Genomic DNA, 18,102 nt, shown 5'->3' on the forward strand with positions numbered 1-18,102 from the left:
TACAAAAGATTTATGTACCTAAGAAAATGTTTGGTTTTAGTTTACGGAGCCATGGTTATACCTTTCGTGGGTATATCTGCTGATAATGTGAATGTGGCATTGCACAAACCAGTAATAGCTTCTTCACAACAAAAAGAATTTCCAGCATCCAATGTAACTGACGGAGTTATTTCGCGTACTTCTTCCTGGACAAGTGCCAAAGGTGCTCGTACCCCGCATATTCTGGATCTTAAATTGCAAAAATATTATGATATCGACAGGATAGTTATCTACACGGGAATTCCTGAACCGGAAAAGACGGAACAAGAGAAAGGACAAGCTCCCGGCTTCTGGGCGATGAAGAACTTCAAAATTCAGTATTGGGACGATGCCAACTGGACAGACTTGCCTAATACGGAATGTACGGAGAACCGATTAGATAAAATCGAATTTACATTTACCCCACAGCTTACTACTTTCCAGCTTCGACTAATCTCTACTGATGGGGAACCTGTTACCATCAATGAGTTTGAAGTATATGGCAAAGAAAAGAAAAATATGATTGTTCCTGTTATACAGAATGAATTGCCAGATAGAGTTCATAAAGAATTTCCTAAAGACATGCTTGTAACGGTCAATAAAGATGTGATAGGCAATACCATGAAATACGTAGCTTACAATCAAGGATATTATATGCCCGGCAGCAACATCTCAGGCTGGCTTGAATATTCTAATGTAAACAGTTTACGCGTATGGACATCCATGAATGATTACGTACCCGAAGAGGCAGTAAATTATCAGAAGAACTTGAATACACTAGAAGAGTTTGAAGCGTACAAACATGAATTACGAAGTAGTCCGGAAAAAAATAACTTCATCAAATGGAAACTGATTTTAGAAAGATGCCGTAAGCAACAATTCTCCACCAATTCAATGGTATTTGAATATGCTTTACTTGAATTGAAACGCTTGAACATAGATGTAGTCCTACAGATGAATTCAACAGATTTTGACCATACATGGAGCAATAAATGGAAACAATGGCAACGCTTTTATGCCCTGGCATTTTATGCAGCCAAAACGGGTGACGTGACAATGTTCGCCATGCAAAACGAACCTAATCACCGACATTCCGGTCCGATGAAAATCACGCAATATGTAGATGCCATGAAAATTGTGTCAGATGCTATATATTGTGCAATACAGGATGTAAACAAACTCTATGGAAAGCATCTGAAATCACGTTTTGTAAGTCCTGTCACGGCAGGCTCCAACGCTAACTGGTGGGCGGAAGTTGTGAAAAGCCTGCGTATTGATTATCGGGGATTCCCTTCTGACAGAGACTTGCTGGACATATTCTCAACACACTCTTATAATCTTCCGGCAGCAGGATATGTATCCAAGGTTTCAGACATACGGAAGATCATAGTAGATAATCATCCTTTAAAACGCTCTCTTCCGATAGTGTATACTGAAACCGGGCGTTGGATGAATGCCTATCTCATTGACAAATACGAGACGATGGACTCCCCTTCCCTATTTACCGAATGGGCAGGTGAATACACCAACAATACTCTTAACCAGGGGCATGGTATGTGGGCCTTCAAATTTGCTAACACAACCAGCAACACCTATCCGCGTGGCATTAAATCGGGACATCATTTTATCTGGCAAGGCAAGAGAATCGTAGAAGATGCTTACAACAACGTAGCATTGGGGAAGAAAGTCATTGATTTGACTTCTTCACATCCTGCACAAGTGAAAGTGATCACCGACGGCAACAAGACTGATGCCTCCATGTGGACATCTGTGAATACAGACGAAAAGAAATGCCTCGAAATAGATTTGGGAAAGAGTTATTCTTTGGGTGCGGCCGTGGTTTATACCGGCTCGGAATACGGAGTCTACACAGGTCCGGACCGCGTGAAGAATTTCCGGTTGCAATATTGGGAGGGCACCGGTTGGAAAGATATTGAAGAAACTATTGAAAACAATGCTCGCTATACGCAATCTTTCTTTCTATTTAAGACTCCTGTGACAAGTTCGAGAATTCGTTTTATTGCTACCGATAAGGGCAGTATCAAGGTGAGGGAGATAAAATTGTTTGATGAAGAATCAGTAAAAAACATCCCGGAATCTTATGATATAAGTGGTATTCAGCGGACGGGCCAGGTAGTCCGGCTTTTTGCAAAAGGTTTTAAGGACGAACGACCGCTATTGGAAACAGTGAAATCAGTCCCCGATAATGAGGTAGATGCATTAACCTCTTACAACCCGGAAGAAATGCGATATTATATATGGCTTGTACAACGTAAACTCTCGCCAAACACACTGACTTTGAATTTAAAATCATTAAACCTCCCCACCGGTACAAAGGTATTTGCCGAAGAAGTAAGTGCGGATGCCTATGGCGAAGTGGTGTGGTCAAAAGAAATTTCCGAAAACGGACAACTATCGTTCGAACTACCGGCTCAAAGTGTGATGCTTCTTACTATCCCCGCTTGCCAAAGTACACCCTACACTTTGACTGCTACAGCAGATGCTACTATAAAAAGTGGCAGTAATAGCGAAAAGAACTTTGGCAAAATAAAAAAGATGAGTGTAGAAATGAACGCTTCACAGATTAATCACAATCAGGTCAGCTACATCAAATTCGACTTGTCCAAAGTAGATAATATAAATGCGGCGCTACTGCAAATTTATGGTAATTCGTCGGACAAGTATTCATATCGTTTCCATGTCTATGCCTTAGACAACTGCGATTGGAATGAAATGTCTTTAAATTGGAATAACGCTCCTAATCTGGATAGGAAACAGATGCGTATAACCCAAGTAGGGAACACCGCACATGTAGCAGGAGAAATCATAGTCGATAAAAATGCTTCATATCATCAGCTCGATGTTACTAAACTGATACGTAAGTGTAAGCAGAAAGAGATCACTTTCGTACTGATAAGAGAGCTCCGGCAATTGGGCGATGATTCGGACAATGGTAAAAGTTGCTATTTGGATACGAAAGAGTCTAACCATAAGCCGATATTATCGATTTGGTAACATAAACCAGGTAACCGTATGATTTTACTCTCTTTTCGTACAATCCTCTTATATTATATTTCTTTTTTTGAAGACTTTTGTTCAGCTTATTCAATAATTAAATCTTATGTATAAATGAAAAACAATCAATTAAAACTAATCTTGCCGGCTATTTTCCTAATGATTATGGTAGGCATACATGCGCAAAATGTACGAGTGACAGGTGTTGTGTCTGACGCACAAAGCCCATTGATTGGAGTGAATGTCCATGTGAAAGGAGGTACCACCGGTGTGATTACCGATATGAATGGAAAATATTCTATTGAGGTACCTTCTAATGCCACACTTGTATTCTCCTATATAGGTTATGCAGATCAAGAGCATAAAGTAGGCAATCGGAAAATTATCGATGTAACCATGTCCGAAGACTCTAAATTACTGGAAGAAATCGTGGTAGTGGGTTACGGTTATCAAAAGAAAAGCGATATCGCTACTTCCGTTGCTTCCGTTAAAACTGATGAGATGAAAAGTTTCCCAGCAGGGAATGTGGGAGATATGCTCCGTGGACGTGTGGCGGGAGTTAATGTAACAAGTTCATCAGGCAGACCCGGATCTGCTCCTACCATCACCATCCGTGGAAACCGTTCTATCAGTGCACAAAACACACCATTGTATGTTATTGACGGTTCAGTATCAAGTAGTGAAGAATTCAGTACTTTAAGTGCGGAAAGCATTGAGTCTATCGAAATTCTGAAAGATGCAGCTTCTCAAGCCATTTATGGTGCACGGGCCAGCGACGGTGTAATTCTTGTAACAACCAAACGTGGTATGCAAGGTAAAATGGAAGTGAATTATAACGGTTATGTAGGTATTCAGTCTTTATGGCGGAACTTCGATTTTTATTCTCCACAAGAATATATGATGCTTCGAAGAGAAGCAATGGCAAACGATAAAGGCATTATTGACGCCCGCGAAATCTCTGTTGCAGAGGCTTTGAGCGACGAAATAATGAGTGAAGTCTGGGCGAACGGAGAGTTTGTCAACTGGGAAGATCTGATGTTGAAGAATGCTCTTTACCAGAACCATGATTTAACCGTACGTGGCGGAACTGACAAACTCCGTGTTTCAGCCGGCCTCAATTACTTTGATCAAGACGGTATGGTAACGACCGGCTCGGGATATAAAAAAGCTGCTTTCCGCCTAAATGTAGACTATAAAGTGAACAAATGGGCTAGTTTCGGAGTGAATACTTCCTACGCATTATCCAAAAGTGAACGTGAAGATGGAAATTTTACGGAGTTCATTACCCGTACTCCGCTGGCTAAAGTATATAATGCAGATGGTAGTTATACTAAATATATCGACACTGCCAACGATGTTAACCCACTTTACAGAGCACAGAATTATGCACGCGAAATAACGAATAACAGCTACCGTGTCAATATCTTCCTGGAATTGAAACCTTTCAAAGGATTTAATTATCGTTTAAATACTTCTTTCTATAACAGACAGCAGGAAGATGGAGAAGTGAAAGGTGTCAATTATCCCGGTGGAGGAGCAACTGCCAAACTAACCAATAACGAACAGAGAAATTATCTGATAGAAAACATCTTCACTTATGAGGTTCCGATAAAAAAACAACAGCATAAACTGACGCTTACTGCCGTACAGTCAGTAGACCATTCTCAAACGAAAGGACTGGGATATGCCACCAGTGACTTACCTGTAGACATGGATTGGGATTTTATATCCAACGGCCAATTTTCCGGCACACCTACGAGAACATTCTCTGAAAATAACTTGGTATCTTTCATGGGACGTGCTTCTTACATCTTTATGGATAGATACATTATGAATGTAGCTATCAGACGAGATGGATCAAGCCGCTTCGGCAAGAACAACAAATGGGGTACATTCCCTTCTGTCGCCCTGGCATGGCGTGCAAACGAAGAAAGTTTCCTGCGTAATGTGTCATGGATCGATAATTTAAAACTTCGTTTGAGTTATGGTATTGTAGGTAACCAAAATGGAATTGGCAACTATACAACACTTGGATTAACTGATCAAGAACGCTATGAATTCGGTGACAACTCATACATGGGTTATCTTCCCGGAAAAGAGCTTTCAAACCCTAATTTAAAGTGGGAACAATCACGCACAGCCAATATAGGTCTTGATTTTGGCTTCTTCAACAATCGTTTGTCAGGTACAATTGAATACTATAATACCCGAACGACAGACTTGATCGTTAAGCGTGAAATAAACTCCGTCTTAGGATATGAACAGATGCTTGATAATTTGGGAGAAACCAAATCACATGGTATTGATATCAGTATCAACGGCGACGTCTTCCGTACAAAGAATTTCACATGGAGTTTAGGAGCTAATTTCAGTCAGTATGCTAATGAAATAGTAAAGATTGACAATCAGGTCGATGAAAACGGTAAACCGTTGAGCCAACCGGGTAATAGTTGGTTTGTAGGTAAACCTATACATGTTTATTATGACTATTTACCGGACGGTATCTATCAGTATGAAGATTTCGATATCAAACGAAATGCTTATGGCAAATTGGAATATACATTGAAACCGACAATTGATACCGATGGCGATGGTATAGCTGATAAAGCCTTGACACGCGAAGATAATGTCGCTCCGGGATCTGTAAAGATAAAAGATGTAAATGGCGATGGAAAAATAAATGCAGATGACCGTACACCTATCTCCAGAGATCCGGACTTCACACTCTCCCTAAATACAACTCTCAAATGGAAAGGTTTTGATTTCTATATGGATTGGTATGGTGTGTCCGGTCGTAAAATCAGAAATGGCTATCTCTCCGAATCCAATAGCGGTGGTTCTTTACAGGGAAAACTAAACGGCGTGAAGGTAAATTACTGGACTCCATTCAACCCTTCAAACGAATTTCCGCGACCTAGTCATAACACAAATGTCACTTATCATGGTTCCCTGGCAATTCAGGATGCTTCTTATATCCGCTTACGCACCTTGCAGCTGGGATATACTTTCCCGACAACTTGGATAAAGAAACTCCAGCTACAGAAATTAAGAGTATATGCTACAGCAACCAATCTTCTGACATTTACAGACTTTTTGTCTTATAGTCCGGAGTTGACACCGGGTGCATATCCTGAATCAAAACAGTATGTATTTGGAATTAATGTTTCATTCTAATAAAATCCCGCAGAATATGAAAAATAAATTATATATAGCAGCTTTGGCAGTATATTCCATTACGCTATTGTCTTCTTGTGAAGATTTCCTGAACCTCAAATCAAAAACAGATATTACTACTGATTATCTGACCACCTCCCCTGACGGATTGTATCGCGCAGCGATAGGTTTGTATAGCTTGGACAGAGAATTAGCCAAAGGAGACGGAAGCGGTGGTAGCAACCTCTATATAGTAACGATGTGTGATTACAGCACTGATATTATGGCTTTTCGCGCAGGAACAAGTACCGCAATCGCAAAACTGCAGAATTTCATGCCCAATAACAGTGATGTAGAATCATTCTGGCAACACTATTATTTCATCATTGGCAAAGCCAATGAGATTATCACCGGAGCCGAACAACTAGGATTTGACGATCCTGTGACTACCCGAGCATGGGGTGAAGCTAAATTCTTCCGTGGACGTGCATATTTTGAACTATGGAAACGTTTTGAACGTCTCTATTTGAATACAATTCCTACTACAGTAGATAATTTGGAACGTGATTTTCATCCGGTTTCCACAGAACAGATATTTACTCAGATCAAGACAGATTTGGATGATGCTGTCAATGCACTCGAATGGGGAATACCTAATAATGACTATGGTCGTGTTACCAAAGCTACAGCCAAACACGTGAGAGCACAGGTGGCCATGTGGGAAAAAGACTATGACAAGGCAATTGAAGAGTGCGAGGATATATTCAGAGATGGAACAATGTACTCTATGATGTCCAAAACAGGGGATGTATTCAACAGTGCGGACATGCGTTCCGCCGAAGTTTTATGGTCTTATCAGTTCTCTGAAAATATGGGTGGAGGCGGAACCGGTACCCCATTGATGGGACACCGTGCCGCAATTATTACCACTACCCGTTCCCAGGCTAATCCGGATTGTACATTTGAAGCTGCCCAAGGAGGATATGGATGGGGACGTGTTTATCCAAACACCTATTTGTTCAGTCTGTATGATAAAGAAAAAGACAATCGTTATAAAGATCTTTTCATCCATACTTTTTACTATAATGACCAAAGTAAACCTAATTATGGACAGGAAATCCCTAAAGATTTATATGGTAAGGCGGCAGGTTATATGGAAAGACTGCACCCGATGTCAAAGAAACACTTTGACCAATGGACCAATGCAACACAACCAGACCGAACAACCAGTTTCAAGGACCTGATTGTTTATCGCTTAGCCGAAACTTATTTAATGTGTAGTGAAGCCTATTTCCACCGTGATGGTGGCGACAGTCCCAAAGCTATAGAATACTACAACAAAACTTGGGAAAGAGCAGGTAATACTCATGAAAACGGTCCATTAACCCTCAATATGCTCCTGGATGAATATGCCCGCGAACTACACTTCGAAGGAGTACGCTGGTCATTGTTAAAACGTCTTGGTATTTTGGGAGAACGTGTTCGTCAACATGGAGGTGACCTTATGCTGGAAGACCCGTATCTGGATAAAGACTATGCCGAATGTCGTCAGAACTTTGTATTAGGCAAGCATGAAACATGGCCTATTCCACAAACGCAGATTGACTTGATGGGAACTAATGTCTTTCCGCAAAGTGATCCTTGGAAATAAAAAGAAACTGATTTTAATTTATAAATCTGTAAAAGAATCGTAGTATGAAAAGACTAACATTGATTTCATTGATTCTGAGTATGATATTAACCTCTTGTAAAGAGTATGGTGAAGTAAGAATCATGCCTGAATTTAATAATAGCGGAACAGAGGTTGAACTCTACAAAAATGAAGGTTCCTCAAAAACAGTGGTAATATCCACTACAGCAAATGAAGTGACAGCTGACTACAATGCCAGCTGGCTCTCGGTAGATGCCAATAAACAACGTATCATCTATACAGCCCTTACGACTAACGAAACCGGTGAAGTGCGTTCTACCACCGTCAAGTTAAATGCCGGAGAATTCTCTATGGAGGTGACGGTAAACCAGTTAGCGAAAGACGAGTCGGAAGTGAAGACATTAAAAGTCGGACAATTAACGGAAGATGGCCTTGGAATGATATTCTGGGTTGATCCGGATAATCAAGAAGCAGGGAAGGCCATTTCACTAGAACGTTGGGGCGGTAATCCGTTTGAAGCATCCATTAAATTGCACAATGCTTTCTCCACGATAAATGGTATCGAAAATACAGCTCTGTATACTGATGCCGGCAACAATGACGCAGCTGCTCTATGCACAAATCTGGGAGAGGGATGGTATCTGCCTGCATCTGAAGAATTAGGACATTTGTTTGATATCTATAACGGAATAGCACGCGACAATGGATTTACAAATGCTACCCCAAATCAAATCAGTGATGCAGAAAAGGCTTCCCGTGCTACATTCGATAAAAATTTAACCGACCTTGGAGGAGCAGTAATAAACGCAGCCGCAGAAAACGGTAACGGAGAAAGTTACTGGTCGAGTACGGAAAACGAAGACGGACAGAAAGCACGCTATGTACGTTTTGGAAAATATGGAATGGATTATGGTGCCAAGACAGGTACAAGCCGTTTTGTACGTGCCATGAAAATAATCGGTGACTATAAATTCCCCGAAGAACCAGCGACCTTATCTGTTTCACCAATGCAGATAGAACTGACAAGTGAAAAAGGGGCTACAGCAGATGTCACAGTTAGTACAAACAAACCGTCGTTTGCATACGTCATTGAAGGTAACGGCAATACATGGCTTTCTGCAGAACAAAATGGAGATAAAATTAAATTTACAGCTTTGTCTAAGAACAACAGTGACGAGACTCGTACAGCCATCGTAACAATAACAGCCGGCAATGGTGATGCTCAAGCTACAGCGACAGTAACCATAAGACAACAAAAAGAACAGACGGAAGTTGCTGCTTTTCAAATAGGAGATTTTGTAAAAATGGATGGTGGTACAGAACTGGCTGAAGGCGGTATCGTATTTTGGGTAGAGGGTAACAATGCTAAAATTCTGTCTTTAAAGCGTAGCGCCACTGCCATAAATTGGGCTAACGAAGGATTTACAGACGCATTAGGTTTAACAGATCAGGAAGATGGTGAAGCTAATACTCAAAAGATGAGAGAGAGTGGCATAGCTGCTAATATTCCGATTCTGGAATATTGTAAAGACGGTTGGTATCTACCTGCAAGAAATGAAATGGAAGCGGTATTTAATGCATATAACGGCAGGCCTTCACAAAGTATCGGGCTGAAGCCTGATGCTATCAAACAGGAAGAAAAAGATGCTCGGGCAGCCTGGGATAAAATCCTCACTGATAATGGAGGTGATGTTATGAATGTAAAGGCTGACAATACCGCTGGTGACAGCTATTTCACCAGTACGGAAGCGGATGATGCTTCAAAAGTATTCTATGTACGTTTCGGACAGTGGAATCCCGGTTTGACTGGTGCCAAATATGCCAAATCTCCTGCACGATATGTACGTTGTATTCGAAAAATTTCCAAGTAAAATCCCTTAAAGAAGACAATTATGAAAGTTTATTCATTCTATATCAAAGCATTGTTAGTTTGCCATGCCATACTCGCTTCATGTACGGATTATGTAGTGAAAGATCCTAATTTTATGCCGCCGGATGTTGTTATTAATGACGACACAGGTAACAATGACATCATTGAAGGATTACCGACTCCCGGAGAAATGCAGCCTTACAGTCCTTCACTCTTAGGCAAACCTTATCGTCCGATAAAAGTTAAGTATTCCAATGAATTTCCACCAGTGACTAAATGGACGGAGAGTAATACCCGTATTGTCGCATACATGGGAGAATACAAACCTACCATTAAATCTGAAAGTGACTACAAAGCCATTACAAATAAGTATGGCAGTTTCATTTCAGGAACCAAACAACAGGCCACAGGGCGTTTTTATGTAAAAAAGGTGAACGGTCGTTGGTGGATTATCGACCCTGAAGGTTATCCACATTATGAGAGAAGTGTCACTTCCATGCGTTACGGTTCTTCGGCACGCAATAAGGAAGCATGGAACAAACGTTTTGGCACTGACGCCAAATGGATAGCAACATCACAAGCCGAATTGGCTAGTATCGGTTTTCACGGTACAGGAGCCTTTTGCACGAATACATATGGAAAGATCCAAACTCATAATTCTTCCATTCCTAATTCTCCGTTAACGTTGACTCCTTCATTCGGATTTTTAGGACAATTCAGGTCGCAAAATGGTCATACTTATCCAGGCAACACTTCGGATAATGAATTGGGACTGGTGCTTTATGATGACTGGGCAGATTTTTGTAAGAAATATGTAAATACGTCTTTAGCTCCTTACTTGCATGATGCCAACGTATTAGGTTTCTTCTCAGACAATGAAATCAACTTCTCATCACAGAATTCCAGAATTTTAGACCGTTTTCTGGCACTTACAGATAAAACTGACGTAGCCTATCTAGCAGCAAAGAAATTTATGGATGAGAAAGGGGCAACGGGGGTGACTGATAACCTGAACAGTGAATTTGCAGGTCGGTTAGCCGAAATTTACTATAAAGGAGTAAAGGATGCCATTAAGGAAGCTGACCCGGACATGATGTATCTAGGCACACGCCTGCACGGTACTCCCAAATATATGAAAGATGTAGTGGCCGCCGCAGGTAAATACTGTGACATCATATCCATCAATTACTACAGTCGTTGGAGCCCGGAACTGGACTCATATGTTAAAAATTGGGGAGAATGGACAGATGCCCCATTCCTAGTTACCGAATTTTATACAAAAGGACAAGATTCCGATTTGAATAATCTATCAGGAGCCGGATTCACGGTTCCGACTCAGAACGATCGCGCATATGCTTATCAACATTTTACGCTGGGATTGCTTGAAGCAAAAAATTGCGTGGGATGGCATTGGTTCAAGTATCAGGATGACGACGGTACAGATAACAGCGGAAAACCGGCTAATAAAGGAGTGTATGACAATCATTATGAGATGTATCCTTACTTGGGCAAGTTTATGCAGGAAGTGAATTACAATGTCTATAATCTAATTGAGTATTTCGACAAATAGAATAAGTTTATAATAAAAGGAACAAGTATAAATCCTTTAAAGTGATGGTAATGAAAAATAGAAAGAAAATATTAATTATAAGTCTGACTCTGCTAGCCAGTTTTACTTGTGCGGCAGAGACAGTGACAAAGGGCATGAAGAAAGTCATTGATGACGCTCTTGATTTTTCTGTCAAACAATCAATGTCCATGTTCTATGAGATGAAAGATCAAAAAGGCATACTTCCGAGAACAGCGGAAAATGGCAAGATGATTACATGCGAATCTGCCTGGTGGACAAGTGGCTTTTATCCGGGTACCCTTTGGTATTGTTACGAATATAGTAATGACCCGCAGATAAGGGCTGCCGCAGAAGAGATGACTTCACGTGTAGAAAAACAGAAATATACAACCAGTAACCATGATGTTGGTTTTATCATCAATTGCAGCTTTGGAAATGGATATCGTCTCACGCACAATGAAACATATAGGAAAGTAATAGAGACTGCTGCAAAATCATTGTCGACCCGTTTTCATCCGGTAACAGGATGCACCCGTTCCTGGAATAGTAAAAAATGGCAATTCTCTGTTATCATTGATAATATGATGAATTTGGAACTACTCAACGTAGCCTCTTCCCTAACCGGAGACAACACCTATTATAATATGGCCAAATCGCATGCAGACCGGACAATGATTAATCATTTCCGCCCTGATGGAAGTTCATACCACGTGGTAAGCTATGACACGATTACGGGAAAAGTTCTGAATCAGGTGACACACCAAGGAGTAAACAATCAATCTTCTTGGTCACGTGGACAAGCATGGGGATTATATGGCTTTACAATGATGTATCGGCAGACTGGTAAAAAGGAGTATTTGGACCACGCTATTAAGATTGGTAAGTTCATTATGAATCATCCGCGTCTGCCTAAGGATAAGATTCCTTATTGGGATTTCGATGCTCCCAATATTCCCAAAGAAGACCGTGATGCCTCTGCTGGTGCCATCATGGCATCAGCCTATGTAGAATTGAGCACTTATGTAGAAGGGGAACTAAGCAAACAGTTCCTCACAATAGCCGAACAACAGATAAAATCGTTAGCTTCCCCTGCTTATCGCGCAAAAAAAGTAGGTGATAATAACCATTATATTATCAAACATTGTACGGGCTTCATGGCTAAACAATATGAAATTGATGCCCCTCTGACTTATGCAGACTATTATTTTATAGAGGCATTAATCAGATATAAAAAACTACTGGAAAATCGTCCGGTAGTTGAAACAATAACAGCTTTTTCGGAGAATTCGGACCGTTCTCTCTGGTTAAGTTCACTCCATCGCATTTCTTACCCGCTGTTAACGAATATGGCAAAAGGGGAACTTCGGAAGAATATGCCGGTTGAATCTATCGCTGCTGATATGCAAAAAAGAAAAGAAGTTACGCATTTGGAGGCTTTAGGAAGATTAATTACCGGGATCTCAACATGGCTGGAATTAGGACCAGACAATACAATAGAAGGCAAACTACGTGCTGAATATATTGATTTAGCTTTGAAATCCATTTCTAATGGAGTAAATCCACAATCTCCTGATTATCTGAACTTCAATAACGGACGCCAACCATTAGTCGATGCTGCATTTCTTGCTCACGGCTTGCTAAGAGCACGCACGCAATTATGGGACAAACTTGATAAAACGACTCAAGAACGAGTCATTAAGGAACTTAAATCATCGAGAGTGATAAAGCCTTCTGAAACCAATTGGTTATTTTTCTCAGCAATGGTGGAGGCTGCCTTGAAAGAATTTACCGGTGAATGGGAATATGAGCGTGTAAAATACGCTTGCGATCGTTTTGCACAATGGTATAAAGGGGACGGTTGGTATGGTGATGGCGCTGATTTTCACCTGGATTATTACAATAGCTTCGTCATACATCCCATGATGGTCGAAGTTTTGGAAATAATGAAAAAAAACGGTATAGAAAGCTCTATACCTTATGACCTTGAACTCGAACGTTATGCACGCTATGCCGAACAACAAGAAAGACTGATATCACCCGAAGGTACATTTCCAATAGTAGGTCGTTCATTGGCTTATCGATTCGGTGCTTTTCATGCATTGTCTGATGTTGCCTACAGAAAACTGCTTCCTGAAAGGGTAAAGCCGGCTCAAGTAAGATCCGCTTTATCCGCTATCATCAATCGTCAGGTTAATGCACCCGGAACATTTAATCCTGAAGGCTGGCTACGAGTAGGTTTTGCCGGATATCAACCCCATATCGGTGAGACATACATATCGACAGGCAGTCTGTATCTATGTACAGCCGTATTTATCGCTCTTGGTTTACCGGAGTCTGACGAGTTTTGGTCTTCTCCTTCTGCAGATTGGACCTGTAAAAAAGGCTGGGCCGGTGTTGATTTAAATGTAGACAAAGCCTTAAAAAAATAGGATAAAAAGAAGGAAATTCATGAAAAATATATTATCTATTTTATTTGTTGCAGTAGTTTTGTTTTCCTGCTCAGAAAATAAATCAGTAAAAAAACAAACTACCTTCTGTAATCCGATGAATCTGGATTATGGTTGGGGAAACTTTCAGACAAAAGAAAAGAAAGCCCGTTCCGCAGCCGATCCTGTTATCGTATTGTTTAAAAACAAATACTACTTGTTTACCACGATGGACATTGGTGGCTATCGCGTATCTGACGATTTAATCACATGGAAGAATATATACTTTAATCCGGAGGTAAAGACGTCCGCTCTTGATGTCGATCATTATGTAGCACCAGCCGTGGCAGCCGACGAAAACTATGTATACTTCGTTAATTTCACCAGAGACCGTACCAAGAAAACGGTAGATGTCATTCGCTCATCCGATCCGGAAAATGGGAAATGGGAAAAATGTGGTGAAGTAAGACGGATGGCCGATCCTTGTTTATTTATTGACAATGGACGCTTCTTTTTCTATTATGGTTTAGGTGGAACTCAATCTACTACTTTCTTCGAAGTAGATCCTGCCACATTCAAAGAGATAGAAGGCTCCAAAAAGGTCTTGAGAGAATATGTAACAGATATCAATCAGTGCAAATCGGGCTATCATTTTGGACGTAGAGAGTTGTATGATGAAATTGACGCCTCTGCCTGGCTGGGAAAATTTTCCAAAGTACCATGTCCTGAAGGTGCATGGATTGTGAAGAACCAAAATAAATACTACCTGCAATATGCCACTCCAGGTACTATCTGCAATTGGTATTGTGATGTGGTTCTGGAAAGTGATAGTGTAAATGGTGGTTTTGTAGAACAACCTTATAATCCTGTATCTCTAAAAGTCGGTGGTTTTATCGGAGGAGCCGGACATAGTTGTGTATTTAAAGACAAATACGAAAATTGGTGGCAAGTTACCTCCATGTGGGTAGGTAATCATGACGAATTTGAAAGAAGAATAGGTTTATTCCCTGTTTCTTTTGATGATAAAGGAAGAATGAGAACCCATACTGTTTTAGGGGATTATCCCATGTCACTACCTCAAAAGAAATTCAATCCTCAAGATATTTCCGCTTTTGACTGGATGCTCCAATCCTATCATAAAAAGAGTACGGCGTCTTCTTCATTACCGGGTTTCGAACCGGAAAAGGCAGTGGATGAAAATGTTCGTACCTGGTGGTCGGCTACAAGTGGCAAAGCAGGTGAATATTTCATAATGGACTTAGGCAAGAAGATTCGTATGAATTCCGTTCAGATAAACTTTGCTGAACAAGACATAAACCCTGATGCTCCCAAAGAAACAGATTATCACGCTTATAAGCTGTACGTATCCGACAATGGAAGAGATTGGAAACTAATAGTGGATAAATCAAAGAACATGGTTGCCATACCACATGAATATGTTGAATTCCCTAAGCCGATAGAAACTTCCTTTGTTAAAATAGAGAATGTCCATACTCCCAAAGAAGGCAAGTTTGCTTTATTGGATTTGCGTGTGTTCGGTTTCGGCTATTCGGACAAACCGGAAATAGTTAAAGAACTTTCAGTAAAAAGAAACAAAGACGACGAAAGATATGCTTCGCTTAGCTGGAATAAAGTATCCGATGCTGATGGTTATCTTGTTCGCTTTGGTTATCAGCCCGATTTTCTTAATCAATGTATCCAGGTCAAAGATAAAGAAACGACCGATTTACAGCTCCACATTCTTACCAAAGGCGTACAGTATCATTACCGAGTTGACAGCTATAATGACAGTGGAATTACAGAAGGCATCGTTATCTCTGAATAAAAAGATATGGACAAAAAACTGCTTATTTATCCCCTACTCTTTTCTGCCGGGCTATTGCAAGCCCGGCAGAAACCTAATGTTGTGATTATCTTCACAGACGATCAGGGTTACCAGGATCTTGGTTGTTATGGTTCGCCATTGATACAGACACCCTTTATTGACCGCATGGCAAAGGAAGGCATAAAGTTGACAGACTTTTACGTATCATCTTCCGTATCAAGCGCTTCACGTGCAGGACTTCTGACCGGCAGATTAAACACACGGAATGGAGTAAAGGGGGTATTTTTTCCCGAATCTGAAGGCATGCCTTCGGAAGAAATCACTTTAGCCGAAGCATTGAAAGAGCAAGGTTACACAACCGGTTGCTTTGGCAAATGGCATTTAGGTGATTTAAAGGGACATTTACCCACAGATCAAGGATTTGACTACTACTATGGGATACCATACAGTAATGATATGTATATCGGCCCTTCCCAGCAATTTGCTTCCAATGTAACCTTCAGAGAAGGATATAATTTGTCAAAAGCGAAAGAAGACCAAGAATTTGTGAGAACTTCCAGTAGAGCAGATATAAAAAAAAGGTTGAACAACGCTTCTCCACTATTTGAAGGAGATAAAATTATTGAGTATCCCTGCGACCAGTCTACTACCACCCGACGTTATTTTGATCATGCCATAGATTTTATAGAAAATAATCCGGAGCAACCTTTCTTCGTCTATATCACCCCATCAATGCCTCATGTACCGTTATTTGCCTCCGAGCAATTTAAAGGTAAAAGCAAACGAGGACTCTACGGTGATGTTGTAGAAGAAATTGATTGGAATGTAGGCCGTTTAATCGATTACCTTGACAAAAAGAAATTAGCAGAAAACACTTTAGTTATTTTCGCATCGGATAACGGACCGTGGTTGTCTTTCAAAGAAGACGGAGGTTCCGCTGAGCCATTACGAGGCGGTAAGTTCTCTTATTATGAAGGAGGCGTCAGAGTTCCTTGTATCATCCGTTGGAAAGGGAGTATACCTGCTGGTGTAACTAGTGACGCAATAGTTGCCAGCATCGACCTTTTCCCTACAATCATGCACTATGCAGGTTGCCAATCTTTCAAACAAAAGATTGACGGTATAAATATTTCATCCTTTCTCAAAAATCCTTCTCTACGGTTACGTGACGAATATGTTTATGTAAAAGGTGGTGAAGTTCATGGTATACGCAAAGGTGATTGGGTCTATTTGCCTAAAACAGGTAATAGTAAGTTCAAAAAAGGAGATGTCCCCGAATTGTTTAATCTAAAACAAGATATCGGAGAATCGAATAACCTTCATCTACAATATCCGAACAAAGTAAAAGAGCTGCAGGAAGTGATGAAGAAGTATCAATCAACTTCTACTATGCCATATTCACAAATACGTGATACTCTTAATAATGACAGACAATATTGGATTCAGACACTCGTAAAAATAGCTGATCCGGTGATAAGCAATCTTAGCAAAGACCAACTGAAAAAAAATATTCCTGTCGGGCGTTCGTCATCAGCTTTAGCCAGCAGTCGGGAGTTTATCACTCACATGGAGGCTGTAGGCAGAACCATCGCAGGAATAGCACCGTGGTTGGAACTCGGACCGGACAATACTCCGGAAGGCAAGCTACGTGAAAAATATATTAAAATGACGTGCAAGGCGCTGGCAAACTCTGTAAACCCGGAATCTAATGATTATTTCAACAGCACAGCTACCCGTCAGATATTAGTAAACAGTGCATTCTTAATACAAGGGTTATTGCAAGCACCTACACAGTTATGGGGAAATCTGGATGACACCACCCGCAAAAGACTCATTGAACAGTGGAAATCGACCCGTACGATGAAACCGGGAAATAACAATTGGTTGTTATTTTCTGCCATGGTGGAGTGCGGATTAAAAGAATTTTCCGGAGAATGGAATTTTCCGACAATAGAAAAAGCCTTGACTTCTCATAGAGAATGGTATAAAGGAGATGGCGTTTATGGAGATGGGCCAGATTTTCATTTAGATTATTATAATAGCTATGTTATCCATCCTATGTTACTGCAAATCCTGAAAGTGACAGTAAAACAGAGGCCGTCCTTCCAGTCATTTCTGAATGAAGAATGGATACGATTTATTCGTTATGCCGAAATTCAAGAGCGCATGATAGCTCCCGATGGCAGCTATCCGGTACTAGGCCGTTCTGTCAGTTACCGTTCAGCAGCATTCCAAGTTTTGGGAGCATGCGCCTTATTCGGAAAACTTCCGGAATCATTGAAGCCCGGACAAGTACGTGGAGCCATGACAGCCATGCTTAAGCGTCTTTTTGAACAGCCGGGGACTTTCGATAAAGAAGGTTGGCTGACGATCGGAGTTTGTGGTGAACAACCGGAACTAGGAGATATTTATCTGTCTACTCCTTGCGTTTATCTGTGCTCATTAGGCTTCCTGCCCTTAGGACTCCCTGCCAATGACCCTTTTTGGTGTAATCCAGTTGAACCATGGACAAGTATAAAAGCATTTGGCGGTATAGATTTCCCAATAGACAAGTTTATTAAACCATAAAATAAA

8 protein-coding genes and 1 pseudogene are annotated in these 18,102 nt (G+C 40.8%); all 9 read left to right on the forward strand.

Annotated elements, in window-relative coordinates; genetic code table 11:
• Positions 1-12 precede the first annotated feature (12 nt).
• Positions 13-3,033: a DNRLRE domain-containing protein gene (locus tag BSAG_RS22090; protein WP_008770731.1), complete on the forward strand. Its 3,021-nt coding sequence runs from the start codon at positions 13-15 to the stop codon at positions 3,031-3,033.
• Between the two features lie 114 nt (positions 3,034-3,147).
• Complete coding sequence (locus BSAG_RS22085) at positions 3,148-6,207, forward strand: SusC/RagA family TonB-linked outer membrane protein (RefSeq protein ID WP_004313503.1); 3,060 nt, start codon at positions 3,148-3,150, stop codon at positions 6,205-6,207.
• 16 nt (positions 6,208-6,223) lie between these two features.
• Entirely contained in the window at positions 6,224-7,837 is a 1,614-nt protein-coding gene (locus BSAG_RS22080; RefSeq protein ID WP_008770729.1) for a RagB/SusD family nutrient uptake outer membrane protein, read from the forward strand.
• 44 nt (positions 7,838-7,881) lie between these two features.
• Complete coding sequence (locus BSAG_RS22075; protein ID WP_004313500.1) at positions 7,882-9,708, forward strand: BACON domain-containing protein; 1,827 nt, start codon at positions 7,882-7,884, stop codon at positions 9,706-9,708.
• 21 nt (positions 9,709-9,729) lie between these two features.
• A complete protein-coding gene (locus tag BSAG_RS22070; RefSeq protein WP_004313499.1) occupies positions 9,730-11,277 on the forward strand; it encodes a hypothetical protein in 1,548 nt (515 codons plus the stop codon).
• A 44-nt stretch (positions 11,278-11,321) separates the two neighbouring features.
• Complete coding sequence (locus tag BSAG_RS22065; protein ID WP_008997276.1) at positions 11,322-13,706, forward strand: DUF2264 domain-containing protein; 2,385 nt, start codon at positions 11,322-11,324, stop codon at positions 13,704-13,706.
• Between the two features lie 19 nt (positions 13,707-13,725).
• A complete protein-coding gene (locus tag BSAG_RS22060) occupies positions 13,726-15,528 on the forward strand; it encodes a family 43 glycosylhydrolase (protein WP_004313497.1) in 1,803 nt (600 codons plus the stop codon).
• Positions 15,529-15,534: 6 nt separating this feature from the next.
• A pseudogene (locus BSAG_RS25990) lies at positions 15,535-16,839 on the forward strand (sulfatase); the annotation flags it as partial.
• Positions 16,840-16,917: 78 nt separating this feature from the next.
• Positions 16,918-18,096, forward strand: coding sequence for a DUF2264 domain-containing protein (locus BSAG_RS25995; protein ID WP_032811222.1), 1,179 nt, complete (start codon positions 16,918-16,920; stop codon positions 18,094-18,096).
• Positions 18,097-18,102 lie beyond the last annotated feature (6 nt).

The sequence above is a fragment of the Bacteroides sp. D1 genome, from assembly GCF_000157095.2.
GTDB lineage: Bacteria > Bacteroidota > Bacteroidia > Bacteroidales > Bacteroidaceae > Bacteroides > Bacteroides xylanisolvens.